Origin of the sequence: Pseudomonas quercus (genome assembly GCF_012033695.1) — a bacterium.
GTDB lineage: Bacteria > Pseudomonadota > Gammaproteobacteria > Pseudomonadales > Pseudomonadaceae > Aquipseudomonas > Aquipseudomonas quercus.
Genome location: NZ_JAAVJI010000016.1, coordinates 37,125 through 56,496, shown reverse-complemented (window position 1 = coordinate 56,496; position 19,372 = coordinate 37,125). Strand labels below are relative to the sequence as shown.

Genomic DNA, 19,372 nt, shown 5'->3' with positions numbered 1-19,372 from the left:
TAATGCGGCCCTTTGCCGTCGTTTCGACGCCAAGCCGTGAGCCCCAGGCCGCCGTCTCCGTGGAAGAACCTATGAAAAGCGCAGAAATCCGTGAAGCCTTCCTCCGCTTCTTCGAACAGCAAGGCCACACCCGTGTTGCCTCAAGCTCGCTGATCCCCGCCAACGATCCCACCCTGCTGTTCACCAACGCAGGCATGAACCAGTTCAAGGACTGCTTCCTGGGCCAAGAGAAGCGCGCCTATACCCGTGCAGTGAGCAGCCAGAAGTGCGTACGTGCGGGCGGCAAGCACAACGACCTGGAAAACGTGGGCTACACCGCGCGCCACCATACCTTCTTCGAAATGCTGGGCAACTTCAGCTTCGGTGATTACTTCAAGCGTGATGCCATCACCTTCGCCTGGACCTTCCTTACGTCCGCGCAATGGCTGAACCTGCCCAAGGAAAAACTCTGGGTAACGGTCTATGCCACCGACGATGAAGCCTATGATATCTGGACCCAGGAAATAGGTGTGCCTGCCGAGCGCATGGTACGCATCGGTGACAACAAGGGCGCGCCCTACGCCTCGGACAACTTCTGGACTATGGGCGACACCGGCCCGTGCGGCCCCTGCACCGAGATCTTCTACGATCACGGCCCGGACATCTGGGGCGGCCCACCTGGCTCGCCTGAGGAAGACGGCGACCGTTACATCGAAATCTGGAACAACGTGTTCATGCAGTTCAACCGCACCGCCGATGGCGTGTTGCATCCGCTGCCAGCGCCTTCGGTGGACACCGGCATGGGCCTTGAGCGGGTGAGTGCGGTGCTGCAGCACGTACACTCCAACTATGAAATCGACCTGTTCCAGCACTTGCTGGAAGCGGCTGCGCAGGCTATCGGTTGTGCCAACGAGGCCCAGCCGTCGCTCAAGGTGGTAGCCGACCATATCCGTTCCTGCGGTTTCCTGATCGCCGACGGTGTGCTGCCGTCCAACGAAGGCCGTGGCTACGTGCTGCGCCGCATCATCCGTCGTGCCTGCCGTCATGGGAACAAGCTGGGCGCCACGGGCGCTTTCTTCCACCGTATCGTGGCGGCGCTGGTCACCGAAATGGGCCAGGCCTTCCCCGAACTGGCCACCCAGCAGGCGCACATCGAGCGCGTGCTCAAAGGCGAGGAAGAGCAGTTTGCCAAAACCCTGGAGCAGGGCCTGAAGATCCTGGAGCAGGACCTGGCCGAGCTCAAGGGCGATGTGGTGCCGGGTAATGTCATCTTCAAACTGTACGATACCTATGGTTTCCCCATGGACCTCACCGGTGACATCGCCCGTGAGCGCAACCTCACCCTGGACGAAGCCGGCTTCGAGCGCGAAATGACTGCCCAGCGCGAACGCGCGCGCTCGGCCAGTGCCTTTGGCCTGGATTACAACAGCCTGGTGAAGGTCGAGGAAGACACCCAGTTCCTGGGTTACACCACCCACGACGGCGAAGGCCGGGTGATCGGCCTGTACAAGGCGGGCCAGGCCGTGCAGGAACTGGCTGAAGGGGAGGAGGGTGTCGTCATCCTCAACCAGACGCCTTTCTATGCGGAATCCGGTGGCCAGGTGGGTGACCGAGGTACCTTGCAAGGTAGTAACAGCCGTTTCCAGGTCAGTGACACCACCAAATCCCGGGGCGCGTTCCTGCACCACGGCATCATCGCCCTGGGTAGCCTGAAAGTAGGGGAAACCGTGCAGGCCCAGGTCGAGGGCGACCTGCAGCAGGCGACGTCCCTGAACCACTCCGCCACGCATCTGCTGCATGCCGCCCTGCGCGAGATCCTGGGCGACCATGTGCAGCAGAAAGGCTCGTTGGTGGATAGCCAGCGCCTGCGCTTCGACTTCAGCCATTTCGAAGCGATCAAGCCCGAGCAGATCAAGGCACTGGAGGATATCGTCAACCGCGAGATCCGTCGCAATACGCCCGTGCAGATCGAGGAAATGGACATCGAAAGCGCCAAGCAAAAGGGCGCCATGGCCCTGTTTGGCGAAAAGTACGGTGATCGCGTACGCGTGCTCACCATGGGCGGGGACTTCTCGGTAGAGCTGTGTGGCGGTATCCACGCCAAGCGCACGGGCGATATCGCCGTGTTCAAGATCATCAGCGAAAGCGGCGTAGCCTCTGGCGTGCGGCGCATCGAAGCCGTCACCGGCGCAGCGGCGCTCAAGGCACTGGACGCGGCCGAGGAGCAGGTCAAAGAGGTCGCCTCCCTGCTCAAGGCCAGCCGTGAGAACGTGCTGGACAAGCTCCAGGCCGTGATCGAGCGCAACCGTCAGCTTGAAAAGCAGCTTGAGCAGTTGCAGGCCAAGGCTGCCAGTGCAGCGGGTGACGATTTGCTGGCCAGTGCGGTGGACGTTAAAGGCGTGAAGGTGCTTGCCACGCGGCTGGACGGCGTGGACGGCAAAGGCTTGCTGGCGCTGGTGGATCAGTTGAAAAACAAGCTGGGCGAGGGCGTGATCCTGCTGGGCGGCGTGCACGAAGAAAAAGTAGTGCTGGTTGCCGGTGTGACCAAAGCGTTGTCGGCCAGGCTCAAGGCAGGCGACCTGATGAAGCAGGCAGCGGCTGCAGTAGGTGGCAAAGGGGGCGGGCGGCCGGACATGGCTCAGGGTGGCGGCGTGGATGTCGCGGCCCTGGACCAGGCGCTGGCGTTGGCAGCTCCGTTTGCAGAGCAGGGTATGTAAACCGGTGAGCCGCCACGGCAGTGTGCCGTGGCGTGGGATCTCGGGACGTTTAATGGGTGCCCTGGTGGGGCGTGAGGCGGCGTTGAAATGGCTTTGATCGTACAAAAGTTTGGCGGCACGTCGGTGGGGTCCATCGAGCGCATCGAACAAGTGGCCGATAAGGTCCGCAAATTCCGCGAGCAAGGCCACGATCTGGTCGTAGTGCTGTCGGCCATGAGCGGGGAAACCAACCGGTTGATCGAGCTGGCCAGGCAGATCTCCGATCAGCCTGAGCCACGCGAGCTCGACGTAGTAGTGTCTACCGGAGAGCAGGTCACTATTGGCCTGCTAGCCATGGCGTTGATCAAGCGGGGCGTGCCGGCGGTGTCCTATACCGGCAACCAGGTCCGCATCCTTACAGACGATGCGTACAACAAGGCGCGGATTCTGCAGATCGACGACCAGCGCATTCGTCAGGACCTCAAAGCGGGGCGCGTGGTGGTGGTTGCCGGCTTCCAGGGCGTGGATGAGAAGGGCAACATCACAACGCTGGGCCGTGGTGGTTCAGACACCACTGGGGTAGCCCTTGCGGCAGCCCTCAAGGCTGATGAGTGCCAGATCTACACCGACGTGGACGGGGTGTACACCACGGACCCTCGAGTCGTGGCCCAGGCGCAACGGCTGGACAAGATCACGTTCGAGGAAATGCTCGAAATGGCGAGCCTTGGCTCCAAGGTGCTGCAGATCCGTGCTGTAGAGTTCGCTGGAAAATACAACGTCCCGCTGCGCGTGCTGCACAGCTTCCAAGAGGGTCCCGGGACCCTGATCACCATCGACGAAGAGGAAACCATGGAACAGCCGATCATTTCCGGCATCGCCTTCAATCGCGACGAGGCCAAGCTGACGATCCGTGGCGTGCCCGATACCCCTGGCGTGGCGTTCAAGATTCTGGGCCCTGTCAGTGCTGCCAACATCGAAGTGGACATGATCGTGCAGAATGTTTCGCACGATAACACCACGGACTTTACCTTCACCGTGCACCGCAACGACTACCAGAAGGCCTTGGGCGTATTGCAGGCTACTGCGGCGGAGATCGGTGCGCGCGAAGTAGTGGGCGACACCCACATTGCCAAGGTTTCCATTGTGGGCGTAGGCATGCGGTCCCATGCAGGGGTTGCCAGCCAGATGTTCGAAGCGCTCGCCAAGGAAAGCATCAACATCCAGATGATTTCCACCTCTGAAATCAAGGTGTCTGTGGTTATAGGCGAGAAGTACCTGGAACTGGCCGTGCGCGCCTTGCACACGGCGTTCGATCTGGATGCCTCTGCCCGCCAGGGCGAATAAGCCATCCCAGAAAAGGGCGCGACCATGGTCGCGCCCTTTTTATTTGGCGGGCAGGTGCTTGGCACCTGTGACGCTTTTTTTTCAAACTGTCTCGCCCATAGGAGGCTTGCATGCTCATTCTTACCCGCCGCTGTGCGGAAAGCCTAGTGATCGGTGAGGGTGAAATCACCATTACCGTGCTTGGCGTTAAAGGTAACCAGGTCCGCCTTGGCGTAGAAGCGCCCAAGGAAGTGACGGTTCACCGTGAAGAAATCTACCAGCGAATACACCAGGAGAAAGCCAAAGAACCAAGCCTTTAATTTTCTTCGTTTTTTTGTTTGCAAACCGAAAAGAACGTGGTTAATATACGCCCCGTGTTGCGGAGAGGTGGCCGAGTGGCCGAAGGCGCTCCCCTGCTAAGGGAGTACACCTCACAAGGGTGTCGGGGGTTCGAATCCCCCCTTCTCCGCCATTATTCAATGCGATTCGCCATAAGGCGGGTCGTCATGAAAAGTACATGCACTCATAGCTCAGCTGGATAGAGTACTCGGCTACGAACCGAGCGGTCGGAGGTTCGAATCCTCCTGAGTGCACCATTTCAGAAGCGTTGGCGCCATCGGCTCCAGCAGCGCTGAACCCAGGGGAGACTGGGCCAACAACGCCAACTTGCACTCATAGCTCAGCTGGATAGAGTACTCGGCTACGAACCGAGCGGTCGGAGGTTCGAATCCTCCTGAGTGCACCATATCAGAGAAGCGCTGGCGTCATCGGCTCCAGCAGCGCTGAACCCAGGGGAGACTGGGTCAACAACGCCAACCTGCACTCATAGCTCAGCTGGATAGAGTACTCGGCTACGAACCGAGCGGTCGGAGGTTCGAATCCTCCTGAGTGCACCATCTTCGAAACCCGCATCCTCGGATGCGGGTTTTTTTTGCTTTGGAATTAAGTGGTGTGTATTAGCGTTTGACGCTTTTCCATGGCGTGTACTTGGCTGGCTTGCGTTTTCGCGCTTTCGGGGCTTTTGCAGGCTTGATCGCCTTCACCTGGGGCTCTGGCCGGGCAGGCGTGACAGCCGGCTGGCTTGGCTTGCGGGGCTTGGCACGTTTGGTGGGCTGTGGGGGCAACACACTTCCAGGCGGTGCGTTCCAGACGCGGTAGGGTTGGCCAGGTTGGCCGCCAGGGCAGGCACCCTGTGTGAACGTTGGCACGCCTTGCTCGTGCGTGCAACGCTGCACGGTTACTTTGGCCTGTGCCTGTTGCACGACCAGCGCAAGCGTCAGCCAGCCGATGCCTGTACTCCGTATACCCATTGTCGCCTCCCTGGCGCCTGTTTCTGATTGGCAACGTAAGCGTAGCGCGGTTTCGTAGGCTCGGCAGCGGCATGCGTTACGGGATGCTTCGTCACACAACGCTGCTATAAACGTTTTCCGGCGCAGGCAAGCTTTTGTAAAGCCACAATTTAGTAACCAAAACGCTTGGCGAGCAGGTATCATTGCCGCCGTCTGCCTCGCCGGGGCATCGGAACTCCCTCCATGGACTTACCCAGTAGAACCTTACACACGCGTTTGGCCCCAATAGCCTTGTTCGATTGATCTCCCGGTGTGGTCCACTACTGGGAGTGGAGTACACCTATGTCTGAAGTCGAAGTCAAAAACCTGCAGGAAAGCCTGCAAGATCGCCTCGGTCAGGTTGTCGACCTGCTGCACAAGCAGCGTGTCGTGGAAGACCTCACGCACCGTCAGGAAGGGCAGCACCAGGCCCTGGTCGAAAACCTGGTCCACCGGCAGAACGTGGTTGAGCTGCAGCGCAAGCTTGACGACCTTCACTCTGCAGACATCGCTTATATCCTGGAAGCACTGCCACTCGAGGATCGCCTCACGGTCTGGCAGTTGGTCAAGGCCGAGCGCGATGGCGATATCCTTCTGGAAGTGTCGGACGCCGTAAGGGAAACCCTTATCGCCGACATGGAAGACCATGAGCTGCTGGCGGCCGCTAAGGAAATGGACGCTGACGAGCTGGCTGACCTGGCGCCGGAATTGCCCCGCGATGTGGTTCACGAGCTGATGGAAAGCCTCGACGCTCAGCAGCGCGAGCGAGTGCGTTCTGCGCTCAGCTACGAAGAAGACCAGGTCGGCGCCCTCATGGACTTCGAAATGGTGACCATCCGTGAGGATGTCACCCTTGAGGTGGTACTGCGTTACCTGCGGCGGTTGCGTGAGCTGCCTGGCCATACCGACAAAGTCTTCGTCATTGACCAGGAGGGTGCCCTCAAGGGCGTGCTGCCTATCAAGCGTCTGCTGGTCAACGACCCGGAAAAGCGTGTGTCCGAGGTGATGGCTAACGATCCGGTCACCTTTCACCCGGATGCAGACGCCTACGAGGCAGCCCAGGCCTTCGAGCGCTACGACTTGGTATCGGCGCCTGTGGTGGACAAGAACCGGCGGCTGATCGGCCGGTTGACCATTGACGAAATGGTTGACCTTATCCGTGAAGAAAGTGAAAGCGAAGTGTTGAACATGGCAGGCTTGCGCGAGGAAGAAGATATCTTCGCGTCGGTCTGGCGTTCTCTTCGAAACCGTTGGTCATGGCTGGCCGTCAATCTGATTACGGCCTTTGTGGCATCGCGCGTCATTGGCCTGTTCGAAGGTTCCATAGAGCGCTTGGTGGCCCTGGCTGCGTTGATGCCGATCGTAGCGGGTATTGGCGGCAACTCCGGGAACCAGACCATCACCATGATCGTGCGGGCCATGGCCCTGGACCAGGTGAGCACAGGCAATACCCGCCGGTTGCTGAAAAAGGAGCTGAGCGTAGCGGTATTGAATGGGTTGGTGTGGGGTGGGGTGATAGGGGTGGTGGCGTGGCTGCTGTATCACAGCTGGTCATTGGGCTTGGTGATGACGGCTGCCATGACCCTGAACCTGTTGCTGGCGGCCTTCATGGGTGTGATGATTCCCATGTCGTTGGCCAAGCTTGGCAAAGACCCGGCCATGGGGGCCAGCGTGATGATCACCGCCATGACAGACAGCGGCGGCTTCTTCATATTCCTGGGCTTGGCGACCGTGTTCCTGATGTAGGAGAGGGTTGGCGCAAGCATAAAAAAAGGCCAGCGGTTAAGCTGGCCTTTTTTGTGCACATCATGTGCAGCACCCTGTTGTGTGGCCCGGACTGTTTGCTTAGGACGCTTCTGCGTCAGCACTCAGCTCAACGTCGTGTGCGATTAGTGCAATGAGCGCATTCTGCTGGCGGTGGGCGAGCTGGCGAAAGCGCTGCAACAGTTCACGTTCGTGCAGTGAGAGCTCTGGGCTGTCGAGGCGCATGCTCAGCTCGTCGCCAAGCGCACCTTCCTGAATGAGGCTCTGCTCCAATCGCGCGATGATCTCGGAGTTCATGCTGCGATGGTGAGTGCGCGCGACCTCGGCGATGCGCTCGCGCATCCCATCGGGAAGGCGAACGACGAATTTGTCTGCAGTGCGGCTGGAATAGACTGCCTGTTTCATTGGGCGCATATAGTTAACCGGTTAAGTTCAGGGGAGCGGTTCCTCAGAGCGGGCCGCGGGATGTGGGTACGACAGTCATATTTACTAAACGTTCCACCAAAACGGCCGTTTAGCTGCACAGTATGCCTGTAGTTCGCCATAACCTTGGCGCCAATTCTGTGACAAATTCTGAGCGTAGTATGTGTCAGGCGCCAGTGCCTAAAATCCGAAATGTGGACCAGTTGCCGTAAATGGCACTTGGCCATTTCTGCCCTGGCTAGCAGTGCACGCCTATGAAAGGCTGGCACATAGGATACGCTTGTAAGCATAGTGGCATTTAGGTTATTAGCGAGTATTTCAACAAAAGGCGGATGAAATGCGGCAAGGTCGGCTTATCTACCTGATGGGAGCCTCTGGAGCAGGCAAGGACAGCCTGATCGATGCTGCACGCCTTCAGCTCGCAGCGCGTGGAATAGATGTGGTACGCAGGGTTATCACACGGTCTGCCGAAGCCAGTGGCGAGCAGGCCCTGGGTGTAACCCGGGACGCTTTTGAAGACATGGCATGCCAAGGCCGCTTCGCGCTGGATTGGGAGGCTAACGGCTTGCGGTACGGCATTCCCATCGAAATCGATCAAGCCTTGGCAGAAGGTAAATGGGTATTGATGAATGGGTCCAGGGGGCATTTGCAGAACGCGTTGCGCCGTTACCCCATGCTATTGCCTGTGCTTGTCACCGTGAGTGACTCGGTGCTACGGCAGCGGCTGGTGGCGCGAGGCCGGGAGACCGAAGCGGAAATTGATGGCAGGCTGAACCGAAACAATGCGTTAGGTACAGCCGACAGCATTTGGCAGGGCACCACAACGCCCCTTTATCAAGTGGACAACTCGGCAGCGCTGGGCGAAGCCGTAGGGGCATTCATCGCACTGATTGACCAATTGCAGCTCAACGCAGTTGAGGGTTGAACCGAATGCGTTTGCCACGCACCAGTGCCAGTACGAACAATACGGCACATCCAAGGCTTGCGATCAGCAACACGCTGCTTGCTGAGGGAAAGGAATAAGGGACGGCCGCCGCCGCAAGGAAGCACACTAGCGTGCTGGTTAGGAAAAGCAGTGCAGACCTGGACATAGGAATAGGCCTCAGAACGTGTACCGATCAAGCCGGCTGCCAGCACCCTGAAACAGGTCTCTGTCGACAGGCGAATGGGTCATCAATGCGGGCGCCTTGCCATGGTCTTGCATGCCGGCACGTTGTGCCACAGGGCGCTGCACCCAGTCCTTTACATCGATATGCACTTGGCTGTTTGTAGAGCTGGTTAAAAAATGAAACGAAAGTACGGCAATCATGGCCAAAGCGTTCAAGAGGTAAAGGGCGGCGTTCATCCATGTCTCCAATAGGTAATAGCTGGCTGACCGAAGGCGGGTGCCATCACTTCAGTAGCACTCTGTGTGCCAAGCTGTTTGATTTAGTAAATACCTTATAAATCAAACAGTTAAGGCGCCTATCTCGAAAAGAATCCGTGCAATGTGCATTGTTTGACGCCTTTTGCCGTGCAGATTGCACGAATTAGGGATAAAAAGCCAGTTGAGTTAAGGCAATGTGCCTTCATTCCCCCGCCTCCGTTTGCTCCTATGCATAGCCTTTCATCGCGCCACAGTGGGTTTGCATCCAGCGAACCGGAGTGATAGATTGCACGCGCTTTGCCGGCACCAGCTCCGGCACTTGTCCAGAACCGCCCGTCACTCAGGCGTTCTGACACCGTCCTTGTAGTTCAACGGATAGAACGGGGCCCTCCTAAGGCTCAGATGCAGGTTCGATTCCTGCCGGGGACACCAGCCTTTCCTTTCCTTGTTTGCGTCTACCGCTTGCGCCTTCCCGTTGAGCGCTATTCAGGCGTACCCCCTCGTAGCCGGTCGTGCACCATCACTGCCCTGCATTGCCCTGAGCAGGTGCTCCAACATGGACCAAAAGGTCTGAATCAGCAAAGGCGCCTTAGCCATGCCTTTGTCAGCAAAGCGATTTTAGTTTCTGGCATGCATTCTGCTGAGCAGGTTGAACAATCAATTGCAGGGTGGGCGTAGCATGAACAACCCGTTTTCATGGTTTGTAAAAGCAGACCATGGCACTGTCGTTGCACCTGACGAGCGCTTGCCCTGGCCTCAAACTATTGCCTTGGGCATTCAGCACGTGTTTGCAATGTTCGGAGCAACGCTGTTGGCGCCTTTGCTCATGGGCTTCGACCCCAATGTGGCCATCATGATGAGTGGGGTGGGCACGCTTGTGTTTTTCCTGGTAACCCAAGGTAAGGTTCCCAGTTTTCTAGGCTCAAGCTTTGCGTTCATTGGCGCCGTTTCTGCCGCCACGGCCTATGCCGGGAGCGGCCCGAACCTGAACATTCCCATAGCGCTTGGGGGTGTAGTGATTTGCGGCCTGGTGTATGTCGCTATCGGTATCGTCGTACAGACGGCAGGCGTTGCCTGGATAGAGCACATTACCCCGCCGGTCGTCACGGGCACGGTTGTGGCGGTGATTGGCCTGAACCTGGCCAGCGTGCCCATTAAAACCATGGCGGCCTCCAGCTTTGACAGCTGGATGCAGCTGGTCACCTTTGTGTGCATAGCGGTCATCGCGGTCTACACCCGGGGGCTATTGCAACGCATGCTCCTGCTGGCAGGCCTTGTGCTGGCATCGTTGATCTATTGGGCGCTGGCCAATGGCATGGGCCTGGGCAAGCCCATAGACCTGTCAGGGCTAAGTGCCGCCCCATGGATCGGCATACCGGCGTTTCAGGCGCCTGTGTTCACATTGTCGGCGGCGCTGTTGATCGTACCGGTAGTGGTTATCCTCATTGCAGAAAACCTCGGCCATCTCAAAGCCATTGCCTCGGTCACGGGTCGCAACCTGGACGCCTCAGTGGGCAAAGCCTTTATAGGTGATGGCATTGCTACGGTACTCAGCGGCGGCGTTGGCGGAACAGGCATGACCACCTATGCAGAGAACATTGGCGTAATGGCCGCCACCAAGGTGTATTCCACCGCACTGTTTGTTGTCGCAGGCGTGACCGCCATTCTGCTAGGGCTGTCCCCCAAGTTCGGCGCGCTGGTACATGCCATCCCCGTACCGGTAATGGGCGGGGCTTCCATTGTAGTGTTTGGGTTGATTGCCATTGCCGGGGCGCGTATCTGGGTTGAAAACCGTGTCGACTTCTCCAGCACGCGCAACTTGCTGGTTGCGGCGATTCCGCTGGTACTGGGCACCGGTGATTTCACCTTGCACGTGGGCAGTTTCGCCCTCAATGGGTTGGGTACAGCCACGTTTGGCGCCATCTTGTTGCATCAGTTGCTCAAGCAACGGCGCGGGGCAGGGCATATGCACGCTGAGGCCTCGCCAGCGGGCTCCCTACCGCCGAGGGCTTAGGCCGTTGAACACCAACGCCTGGATACTGGCCAGGGTTTGATCGAAGAACGCCGGGTCGTTCAGGTCCTTGCCCGTGACGGCGCGTACCTGAGCACCGAAATCTGCGTAATGCTGTGTAGTACTCCACAGGGTGAAAATCACGTGGTAGGGATCAACCGCAGCCAGGTGCCCGGCCTCGATCCAAGCCGAGATCACTTTAACCTTGCTGGCCACCAGGTCGTGCAGAGGGTGGCTCAGTTGTGATTCGATCAGTGGAGCGCCCCGCATGACTTCCATGCAGAACAACTTGGAAGCGGCAGGGTGATCGCGTGACAGTTCCAGCTTGACCCGAATGTAGTTGCCAATGGCTTCGATGGGGTTCTGCGTAGCGCTGAACCCCCGTAGCGGTGCCAGCCATATCTCCAGCACATGTTCCAGCACATGCACGTACAGGTCTTCCTTGCTGCTGAAGTAATACAGCAAGTTGGTCTTGGAGACGTCTGCCAGGCTTGCTACCTGATCGAGGCTAGTGCCATGCAGCCCATACACTGAGAACAGTTCCAAGGCTGCCTGGATAATGCTCCCACGTTTCTTCTCAACTACTTGCAAGCGCCGTGTAACGGCCTTCTCGCTCATCTTGCGGGCGGGCTTGCTACGTTCGGCCGCCGGTTCCTGGGGCGTTTCACTGTTCACGAGTCCGTCCTGTACACAAGAGGTAGGGCAGTGTAACAGGCTGCCCAGCCCGTGAATAACTGGCATGGCGCCTGCGCGCACTGAAAGCGCGCGCCAGCGCTTCAGCATTGTGCGAAAAACAATTCCAAACAGTCTTTTCTGGACCATCTGGTCTGAAAATTCTGGCCTGATCTATACAGCTCTTTGATAAAAAAGGACTTTTCAAAGTTGGCCCGTCCTGTGCTTTGTTCATTACGGGTCGCGCCACGGGGGCAGGCGATTCAACCGGAGGCACCTATGAAAGTTGGTATCTTTATACCCATTGGTAACAACGGCTGGTTGATTTCCGAAAACGCACCGCAATACAAACCTACCTTTGACCTTAATAAACAGATTGCGGAACGGGCGGAAACCTACGGTCTGGACTTTCTGTTGTCGATGATCAAGTTGCGTGGCTTTGGTGGTAAAACGGAGTTCTGGGACCACAACCTGGAGTCGTTCACCTTGATGGCGGGCCTGGCCGCCGTGACCCATAAAATCAAGCTGTTCGCCACGGCGCCGTCATTGGCCATGCCGCCAGCGATCGTCGCACGTATGGCGTCTACCATTGACTCCATTTCCAATGGCCGTTTCGGCGTAAACCTGGTGACCGGGTGGCAGCGCCCTGAATATGCACAAATGGGCCTATGGCCTGGTGATGAATTCTTCGGCACGCGGTATGAGTACCTGTCCGAATACATCCAGGTGCTGCGGGACCTGTGGCAAACCGGCCAGTCCGACTTCAAGGGCGATCATTTTTCCATGGATGACTGCCGCATGAGCCCTCGGCCGCAGGCAGACATGAAAGTGATCTGTGCAGGCCAGAGCGATGCGGGCATGGCCTTTTCCGCTCAGTACGCAGACTACAACTTCTGCTTCGGCAAGGGTGTGAACACACCCACGGCCTTCGCACCAGCGGCCCAGAAGCTGATAGAGGCCACCGCCGTGACCGGGCGTTGCGTCAGCACGTATGTACTGATGATGGTCATTGCCGATGAAACCGATGAAGCCGCCTGGGCCAAGTGGGAGCACTACAAGGCCGGCGTGGACACCGAAGCGGTGGCCTGGCTAGGCGTGCAGGGCGGTGCAGACAAGACGTCTGGCAAGGACACCAACGTGCGGCAAATGGCAGACCCTACCTCGGCAGTCAACATCAACATGGGCACCCTGGTCGGCTCTTATGCCAGTGTGGCCCGCATGCTGGATGAGGTGGCTCAGGTGGAAGGCACCGAGGGGGTGCTGTTGACCTTCGACCAGTTCGTGGAAGGTGTGGAAGCCTTCGGCACGCGTATTCAACCTTTGATGAAAAGCCGGTTGAGCGCCGACACGCCGGTGCCTTCGCAGGTCGCACCCAGCACGCAACCTCTGACCGAAGCCGTGGGGGCATGACCATGACTGCACGTTTGAACGCAACCCTCACGTCCACGACACCTGCAGGGCTCTCGACGATTGCCGGGCAAGCGGCCTGGGCGCTTCCAGCAAGGCCCGAACCCTTGTACCTGCACCCCTCCAATACCGCCCTTATCGTGGTGGACATGCAAAATGCCTATGCGTCCATTGGCGGCTATGTGGACTCGGCAGGCTTCGACATTTCAGGCGCACAGGGCGTTATCACCCGTATCGCGACGGCGCTGGAGGCTGCGCGTGGTGCAGGCATGCCGGTGGTGTACCTGCAAAACGGGTGGGACCCGGCCTATACCGAAGCCGGTGGGCCAGGGTCGCCTAACTGGTACAAATCCAATGCCCTTAAAACCATGCGCAAGTGCCCAGAGCTGCAAGGCAAGTTCCTGGCCAAGGGTGGCTGGGATTATGAGCTGGTGCCAGAACTGGCCCCCCAGCCAGGTGACGTGATAGTGCCAAAGACCCGTTACAGCGGTTTTTTCAACAGCACGCTGGACAGCACCCTGCGCGCACGCGGCATCAGGAACCTGGTGTTTACCGGCATCGCCACCAATGTGTGTGTGGAATCCACCCTGCGTGACGCCTTCCACCTGGAGTACTTCGGGGTAATGCTGGAGGACGCCACCCATGAACTGGGCGGTGCGGCTATTCAGGCCAGCGCTGTCTACAACATCGAAAGCTTCTTCGGGTGGGTGTCCACCGTCGAGGATTTTGTGAGCACTGTTCAAGCCGCTCGATAAGCGCAGGAGCCCCTATGCCCAAGCAAGCGATCATTCCGCCCGGTACTGCAGCCCCTATCGGCCCATTCGTCCCCGGTTCTTTGGCCGATGGCATTCTCTACGTGGCAGGTACGCTGCCGTTTGATAGCCAGAACAACGTGGTTCACGTGGGCAATGCCGGTGCCCAGACCCGCCATGTGCTGGAAACGATTCAGCGTATCGTGGAAACGGCAGGCGGCACCTTGGCCGACGTGACCTTTAACCATGTGTTTCTCAAACACTGGGAAGACTACGCGGCCATCAACGCGGTGTATGCCGAATTTTTCCCTGGTGAAAAGCCTGCTCGCTATTGTGTTCAGGTGGGGCTGGTGAAGCCCGAGGCCTTGGTGGAAATTGCCAGTGTCGCCCATATCGGCAAGCCGGTATGACAGGCCGCCTGTACACCGAAGTGCATGGAGACCCGGCCGGGGAGGCGGTACTGCTGTCCTCGGGCCTGGGCGGTGCTGCCGGTTACTGGGCGGCACAGGTGCCAGCCCTGGTAAGCGCCGGCTACCGCGTGGTCTGTTACGACCAGCGCGGGACGGGGCGTAGCCTTCAAGCGCTGCCGCCCGACTACCAGATCAAGCACATGGCACAGGACGTGGAGCATGTGCTGGACGAGCTAGGTATCGCGCGGTGTCACCTGGTAGGCCACGCCTTGGGCGGGCTGGTGGGGCTGCAGTTGGCCCTGGAGGCGCCAGCGCGGGTCACCAGCCTTGCACTGATCAACGCCTGGGCGGCCCCCAACCCTCATTCGGCACGGTGTTTTGACGCACGGCTGGCCCTGCTCGACCATGTGGGCCCCAGGGCCTATGTGGAGGCCCAGCCGATTTTCCTCTACCCCGCCAGTTGGGCCGCCGAGCACGCGCAACGGGTTCAGGCTGAAGTGGACCACGCGTTTGATCATTTTCCCGGCGCCGACACCATGAAAGCCCGCATTGGTGCCCTGCGGCGCTTTGATGTAAGCGACCGGCTGGGGGCCATTACCGTACCGGTTCTGGTATCCGCTGCGCTGGATGATGTGCTGGTGCCTGCCACCTGTTCCCAGCATCTGCTGCAAGGGATCAAAGGCAGCGTTGCGCATTCGGTGGCTCACGGGGGGCATGCCCATAACATCACCGACCCCGACACGTTCAACTACGCGTTACTGGCCTTCCTCGCAGGCCAGCTGTAACGCAGGTGTGCAGCGCTTGATATTTTTAACGCCTGATGCGAGCTTTGAACGCCCGACCTTACAAGGAGTGCGTGATGCTGGCCAAGGACACCCTAACGGGCGTGGACGAAATCGAGTGCGTCACGCCAGACCTCAATGGCGTGCCGCGCGGCAAGGTGATGACGGCTGCTGGTTTTGCCGAGGGGCGCCGCCTGCAGTTGGCCCGCGGCGTGTTGCTGCAATGCATCATGGGCGGGTACCCGCCCGCGCGCTTCTACGGCAGCGATGATGGCGACCTGGCCTTGGTGCCCGATCCGGCACACGTGTATCGCCTGCCGTGGAGCGATCAGCCCCGGGCCTTGGTCATTTGTGATGCCCAGGAGCTGGAGGGGGGTGGTTCACCGCTGTCCACGCGTGCCCAGCTCAAACGCGTGATCAGCCACTATACGGACAAAGGGCTGGCGCCGGTCGTGGCCACCGAGCTGGAGTTCTATGTATTCGCACCCAACCCGGACCCCGCCCAACCGTTTGTGCCGCCGTTTGGGCTGGATGGGCGACGGGAGGACGGGCATTCAGCGTTCAGTGTGTCTTCGAACAATGGGTTGAGGCCCTTTTGGCACGAGGTCTACCGCTGCATGGACGCCCTCGGCCTGCCACGTGACACCTTCATGCATGAGATGGGCGTCAGCCAGTTCGAGATCAACCTGTTGCACGGCGACCCCCTGCTGTTGGCAGACCAGACCTTCCTGTTCAAGCACCTGCTCAAGGAAGTGGCGCTCAAGCACGGGCTGATCGCGGTGTGCATGGCCAAGCCCTTGGCTCATGTGCCTGGCAGCTCCATGCACATTCACCAGAGCGTGATACACACCCACACGGGGCGTAATGCCTTCAGCGATGACACAGGCCAACCCACGGCCATGTTCCGACATTTCATTGGCGGCCAGCAGGCAGCACTGGCTGACTTTACTGCCTTGTTTGCCCCCAACGTGAATGCCTATCAACGGCTGTTTCACCCCTATGCGTCGCCCAACAATGCGTGCTGGTCTGAGGACAACCGTGCGGCTGGCTTGCGTATTCCTGCCAGCGCACCGGCAGCTCGGCGTGTGGAAAACCGCTTGCCAGGCGCTGATGCCAACCCGTACCTGGCCATTGCGGCCAGCCTGGCCGCAGGCCTGCATGGCATCGAACATGAGCTGGAGCCCACACCAGCGGTTCAGGGTGAGTTCCAGGTGCCTGAGCACCTAGCGCTGGCCTGTACCCTGGACAGTGCCCTGAAGCGGTTGAGCCAGAGCGCGCTGGCAGTGGAACTGTTCGGGGCGACGTTCATCGAAGGCTACATCGCGACCAAGACCTTGGAACTTACCAGTTTCATGAATGAAATCACCCCTTGGGAGCGCCGTATTCTCGCCGCCCAGGCTTGACCGGCTCAGGCTGTTGATAGGCCTCGCTTTATTCGTTTCAGGAGTTGCAAGGGTCAATGCGTCAGATCTGGAAAAACTTTCGAGGCTTGTATTTCGCTGCGCTGATGATGTTAATCGGCTCCGGATTACTGAGTACTTACCTCGCGCTACACCTGGCCGCGGATAAGGTGGACGGCCTCTGGGTCGGTGCACTCATGGCCGCGTACTATTTCGGGCTGGTGCTGGGAGGAAAGGTCGGCCACCGGCTGATCGCCCGTGTGGGCCACATTCGGGCCTATACCGCCTGTGCAGGTATCGTGACGGCTGCGGTGCTGGGGCATGGCCTCACGCAGTACCTCCCCGCCTGGGTATTCCTGCGTTTGATCGTGGGCATGGGCATGATGTGCCAGTACATGGTGATCGAGAGTTGGCTCAATGAGCAGGCTGAGGCAAAGCAGCGCGGGCTGGTGTTCAGCGGCTACATGATTGCGTCTTACCTGGGCCTGGTACTGGGCCAGCTGATACTGGTCTGGCACCCACAGTTGGGGCTTGAGCTGGTCATGATGGTCGCGCTGTGCTTCGCCGTGTGCCTGGTGCCTGTCGCCCTCACACGCCGCATCCACCCCGCTGCGCTGCATTCGGTGCCCCTGGACCCGCGTTTTTTCATCAACCGCGTGCCGCAGTCGCTCACCACCGTCTTAGGGGCCGGCCTTATCATCGGCTCATTCTACGGCCTGGCGCCTTTATACGCGGCAGGCCAGGGTTTAAGCACGGAAGCCGTAGGCTTGTTCATGGGCTGCTGTGTGTTTGCCGGGCTAGTGGTGCAATGGCCGTTGGGCTGGTTGTCGGACCGTTACGACCGTTGCAAGCTCATCCGTATCATTGCTACCGGCCTATGCGTGCTGGCACTGGTCATGGCCCTGGCACCGCGGTTGGTGACCTTGCCCATGGAGGCCTTGTTCTGTGGCGGCTTTGTGGTGTCGCTGTTGCAATTTTGCCTGTATCCATTGGCCGTTGCCTTTGCCAATGACCACGTAGAAGGCGAGCGCCGTGTGTCCCTGACCGCTATGCTGCTCGCCACCTATGGCATAGGGGCGAGCATCGGGCCGCTGGCTGCAGGCGTGTTGATGAAACTCTATGGCAGCGAGTCGCTGTACCTGTTCTTTTCCTTCTTTGCGCTGGTACTGGTACTGCGCATACGGCCCAACGCAGTGACCAACCTGCACCAAGTGCAGGATGCACCACTGCACCACATCCCCATGCCCGATAACATGACCAGCTCACCGCTGGTGGCAGCGCTGGACCCGCGTGTGGATGAGCAAGTTGTGGATGATCAGATGAAGGATTGAATGGGCGCAGGCAGCAGGTTCCCGGGCTACGCCCGGTCCCTCCCTCACAGTTAGCAGATCATATCTGAGCGTGGCGCAGCACTGTACCTAGAATTCGTCTCGGTCGAATTGCCGGGCGTCGCGCTGGAGCTGATTGACGAAGCGCTCCACATTGCGCTGCTCCAGCCCGCTCATGTTATGGAAGCGCACGCCAGCGAACGTTGTGTCCAGGCGCTCTTCAAAATGCAAGTAACGCAATTCCACAGCGGTAGTGATGGCGCCAAAGGGCAGGGCGACGGCGAAGCGTTCGTACACCTGGCCTAGCTGAAGCCGCTGGGTGACATTACCCTCGAAGCGCAATTTGCACCCCGTTGCAGACACGTCCAGCAACTTGCCCCGAACCCCTTGAGGGGCCTTGCTGCCGTCAACCTCGATATCCACCAGTTGAGACAGCTTCAGGGCTGCACGGAAGGCATTTCGGCGCTGGTGATAGACCACCTGAGAGGGGAGTGGCCCGCGATAACAACGGCCATGGTTATTATCGACCACCTGGAAAATACCAGCGGACTCCCAGGCGATGCGTACGCCGTCATGAAACCCTTCCACCTTGAAAGGTTCGCCACTGGCCAGAAAACGTTCCCCATCACGGGGGATCAGCTCATCGAGGCCTAACGTACCGCTGTCCCGGTCCACTTCTACCACATAGCTCTGGAAACGCTGCTGGTGCTCCGTAAAGGTCACGATCAAAGGGTCGTGACCCTCCATCAACGCTTTGAGGTTGGCCAGGATTTCCAGTGGCGTGGTGAGCACCTTGGGCGGTTGCGGCGCATCATCTACGCTCGAAGCATTGAACACAGTAGTCGGGTCTCCAGGCGGTAAGGAACAGGCAGCAATACGGCAAGTTATGCCGATTCAAGGCCTGGGTCACCAGACGCTATGCCTGGCTGAAGGCACGCACGGTTGCAAGCCGGGCAGTAGCGCCCCGGGCGGTATACAGGGAGGGTGTTTCGCCACCGCTGAGAATCTTGAGCTGGTTGGCGGTCACGAACTGCTGCATCTGGATGGCGCGCCCGTTTTGCTCGTTGATTGTCTGGCATTCGGCCAGGATCGACGCCAGGTGTTCGCCTCGCTCCACGAGCGTTTGGCCCAACACCGACGTCTCTGCCAGCTGCGCCAGGCCCTCAGCGTCCGGTTGCAGGCCCAGAGAAGCCAGCAGCTCGCTGCGGCGACGGCCATGCTGGCCCAACTGCACAATCAAGGACTGCTTGTGTGCCAGGATATTTTCCAACAGTTGCATGTCCCGCCCGCGCAGCGCCGTGTACTCCTCGCGCAACAGCGCCTGGAGCTGTTCTGCCGGCCCGATGTCGTCTTCAATCAACTGCAGCAAGGTGGTGTCGTGCATGGCGGATCTCGGGTATCAAAGCGTAGGCCGGGTCCGGGCTCAGGACTCGAAGGACAACAGCTTGCTGGCAATGCGCTTGCTGTCGACCTGATAGCTGCCGTCGGCGATTTTCTGCTTGAGTTCGGCAATGCGGCTGGCGTTGACCGGCGTATCGCTGCCCAGGCTTTCAGTTACTTTTTTCATGTGCTGTGCTACATCGCTCAGCTGCACGGATTCGCCTGCCTGGCTGGTTCCCTGGACGCTTTTGACGTCGTCCACAGCCCCTACAGCCTTGCTGCCGGACGTGCGAGCAGTGCTAGAGACTTGAGTGGAGCCTGTGACGCTCCGGAAATCGATAACCATGATAA

Annotated in this window: 20 protein-coding genes and 5 tRNA genes; 17 read left to right on the top strand and 8 right to left on the bottom strand. The window is 59.2% G+C overall.

Features of this window, described 5'->3' with window-relative positions:
* Positions 1 to 71 precede the first annotated feature (71 nt).
* From alaS to HBH25_RS20155, 7 genes are all read left to right on the top strand, one after another.
* Entirely contained in the window at positions 72 to 2,696 is a 2,625-nt protein-coding gene (gene alaS / locus HBH25_RS20185; protein WP_168085730.1) for an alanine--tRNA ligase, read from the top strand.
* Between the two features lie 87 nt (positions 2,697 to 2,783).
* Positions 2,784 to 4,019: an aspartate kinase gene (locus tag HBH25_RS20180; RefSeq protein ID WP_168085729.1), complete on the top strand. Its 1,236-nt coding sequence runs from the start codon at positions 2,784 to 2,786 to the stop codon at positions 4,017 to 4,019.
* Between the two features lie 110 nt (positions 4,020 to 4,129).
* Positions 4,130 to 4,318 (top strand): carbon storage regulator CsrA, encoded by a 189-nt coding sequence (csrA, locus tag HBH25_RS20175; protein ID WP_168085728.1) that lies wholly within the window; start codon positions 4,130 to 4,132, stop codon positions 4,316 to 4,318.
* A 61-nt stretch (positions 4,319 to 4,379) separates the two neighbouring features.
* Positions 4,380 to 4,470 (top strand) — tRNA-Ser (locus tag HBH25_RS20170).
* Positions 4,471 to 4,517: 47 nt separating this feature from the next.
* Positions 4,518 to 4,594: transfer RNA gene (locus HBH25_RS20165), tRNA-Arg, on the top strand.
* Positions 4,595 to 4,666: 72 nt separating this feature from the next.
* Positions 4,667 to 4,743, top strand: a tRNA-Arg gene (locus HBH25_RS20160).
* A gap of 74 nt (positions 4,744 to 4,817) precedes the next feature.
* Positions 4,818 to 4,894, top strand: a tRNA-Arg gene (locus HBH25_RS20155).
* A 60-nt stretch (positions 4,895 to 4,954) separates the two neighbouring features.
* On the opposite strand, the gene HBH25_RS20150 is transcribed toward HBH25_RS20155, so the two are convergent.
* Positions 4,955 to 5,308 (bottom strand): hypothetical protein, encoded by a 354-nt coding sequence (locus tag HBH25_RS20150; protein ID WP_168085727.1) that lies wholly within the window; start codon positions 5,306 to 5,308, stop codon positions 4,955 to 4,957.
* 321 nt (positions 5,309 to 5,629) lie between these two features.
* Here HBH25_RS20150 and mgtE point away from each other — a divergent pair, with 321 nt between their 5' ends.
* Complete coding sequence (gene mgtE / locus HBH25_RS20145; RefSeq protein WP_168085726.1) at positions 5,630 to 7,072, top strand: magnesium transporter; 1,443 nt, start codon at positions 5,630 to 5,632, stop codon at positions 7,070 to 7,072.
* A gap of 99 nt (positions 7,073 to 7,171) precedes the next feature.
* Here mgtE and HBH25_RS20140 read toward each other — a convergent pair whose 3' ends face one another.
* Positions 7,172 to 7,504: an Arc family DNA-binding protein gene (locus HBH25_RS20140; protein ID WP_168085725.1), complete on the bottom strand. Its 333-nt coding sequence runs from the start codon at positions 7,502 to 7,504 to the stop codon at positions 7,172 to 7,174.
* Positions 7,505 to 7,850: 346 nt separating this feature from the next.
* Between HBH25_RS20140 and phnN the strand changes: the two genes are divergently transcribed.
* Positions 7,851 to 8,438, top strand: coding sequence for a phosphonate metabolism protein/1,5-bisphosphokinase (PRPP-forming) PhnN (gene phnN, locus HBH25_RS20135; protein WP_168085724.1), 588 nt, complete (start codon positions 7,851 to 7,853; stop codon positions 8,436 to 8,438).
* Here phnN and HBH25_RS23835 read toward each other — a convergent pair.
* Together HBH25_RS23835 and HBH25_RS20130 are read right to left on the bottom strand one after the other, a co-directional pair.
* Positions 8,419 to 8,604, bottom strand: a complete 186-nt coding sequence (locus tag HBH25_RS23835) for a PA3371 family protein (protein WP_420708520.1) — start codon at positions 8,602 to 8,604, stop codon at positions 8,419 to 8,421. The genes phnN and HBH25_RS23835 overlap by 20 nt on opposite strands.
* A gap of 11 nt (positions 8,605 to 8,615) precedes the next feature.
* Positions 8,616 to 8,858, bottom strand: a complete 243-nt coding sequence (locus HBH25_RS20130; RefSeq protein ID WP_168085723.1) for a hypothetical protein — start codon at positions 8,856 to 8,858, stop codon at positions 8,616 to 8,618.
* A gap of 378 nt (positions 8,859 to 9,236) precedes the next feature.
* Here HBH25_RS20130 and HBH25_RS20125 point away from each other — a divergent pair.
* Both HBH25_RS20125 and HBH25_RS20120 read left to right on the top strand, forming a co-directional pair.
* Positions 9,237 to 9,311, top strand: a tRNA-Arg gene (locus tag HBH25_RS20125).
* Positions 9,312 to 9,558: 247 nt separating this feature from the next.
* Positions 9,559 to 10,893 (top strand): solute carrier family 23 protein, encoded by a 1,335-nt coding sequence (locus tag HBH25_RS20120; RefSeq protein WP_168085722.1) that lies wholly within the window; start codon positions 9,559 to 9,561, stop codon positions 10,891 to 10,893.
* Here the strand turns inward: HBH25_RS20120 and rutR are convergent.
* Complete coding sequence (gene rutR / locus HBH25_RS20115; protein ID WP_168085779.1) at positions 10,876 to 11,508, bottom strand: HTH-type transcriptional regulator RutR; 633 nt, start codon at positions 11,506 to 11,508, stop codon at positions 10,876 to 10,878. The two genes, HBH25_RS20120 and rutR, sit on opposite strands and share 18 nt — an antisense overlap.
* 333 nt (positions 11,509 to 11,841) lie before the next feature.
* Between rutR and rutA the strand changes: the two genes are divergently transcribed.
* The 6 genes from rutA to HBH25_RS20085 all read left to right on the top strand — a co-directional run bounded on the left by rutA (position 11,842) and on the right by HBH25_RS20085 (position 17,644).
* Entirely contained in the window at positions 11,842 to 12,972 is a 1,131-nt protein-coding gene (gene rutA / locus HBH25_RS20110) for a pyrimidine utilization protein A (RefSeq protein ID WP_168085721.1), read from the top strand.
* Positions 12,973 to 12,974: 2 nt separating this feature from the next.
* Positions 12,975 to 13,724 (top strand): pyrimidine utilization protein B, encoded by a 750-nt coding sequence (gene rutB, locus HBH25_RS20105; protein WP_218585507.1) that lies wholly within the window; start codon positions 12,975 to 12,977, stop codon positions 13,722 to 13,724.
* 14 nt (positions 13,725 to 13,738) lie between these two features.
* Complete coding sequence (gene rutC, locus HBH25_RS20100) at positions 13,739 to 14,131, top strand: pyrimidine utilization protein C (protein WP_168085719.1); 393 nt, start codon at positions 13,739 to 13,741, stop codon at positions 14,129 to 14,131.
* On the top strand, positions 14,128 to 14,916 hold the full coding sequence (gene rutD / locus HBH25_RS20095; RefSeq protein WP_168085718.1) for a pyrimidine utilization protein D: 789 nt from the start codon (positions 14,128 to 14,130) through the stop codon (positions 14,914 to 14,916). The genes rutC and rutD overlap by 4 nt, the downstream gene beginning before the upstream one ends.
* Before the next feature lie 158 nt (positions 14,917 to 15,074).
* A complete protein-coding gene (locus tag HBH25_RS20090) occupies positions 15,075 to 16,316 on the top strand; it encodes a glutamine synthetase family protein (RefSeq protein ID WP_168085778.1) in 1,242 nt (413 codons plus the stop codon).
* A 56-nt stretch (positions 16,317 to 16,372) separates the two neighbouring features.
* Entirely contained in the window at positions 16,373 to 17,644 is a 1,272-nt protein-coding gene (locus HBH25_RS20085) for an MFS transporter (RefSeq protein ID WP_168085717.1), read from the top strand.
* An 87-nt stretch (positions 17,645 to 17,731) separates the two neighbouring features.
* On the opposite strand, the gene HBH25_RS20080 is transcribed toward HBH25_RS20085, so the two are convergent.
* The 3 genes from HBH25_RS20080 to flgM form a co-directional block, all read right to left on the bottom strand.
* Complete coding sequence (locus HBH25_RS20080) at positions 17,732 to 18,478, bottom strand: flagellar brake protein (protein ID WP_168085716.1); 747 nt, start codon at positions 18,476 to 18,478, stop codon at positions 17,732 to 17,734.
* 79 nt (positions 18,479 to 18,557) lie between these two features.
* Positions 18,558 to 19,025 carry a flagella synthesis protein FlgN gene (locus HBH25_RS20075; protein WP_168085715.1) on the bottom strand — a complete coding sequence of 156 codons (468 nt, stop codon included), beginning with the start codon at positions 19,023 to 19,025 and terminating at the stop codon, positions 18,558 to 18,560.
* A gap of 39 nt (positions 19,026 to 19,064) precedes the next feature.
* Positions 19,065 to 19,367 carry a flagellar biosynthesis anti-sigma factor FlgM gene (gene flgM / locus HBH25_RS20070; RefSeq protein WP_168085714.1) on the bottom strand — a complete coding sequence of 101 codons (303 nt, stop codon included), beginning with the start codon at positions 19,365 to 19,367 and terminating at the stop codon, positions 19,065 to 19,067.
* Positions 19,368 to 19,372 lie beyond the last annotated feature (5 nt).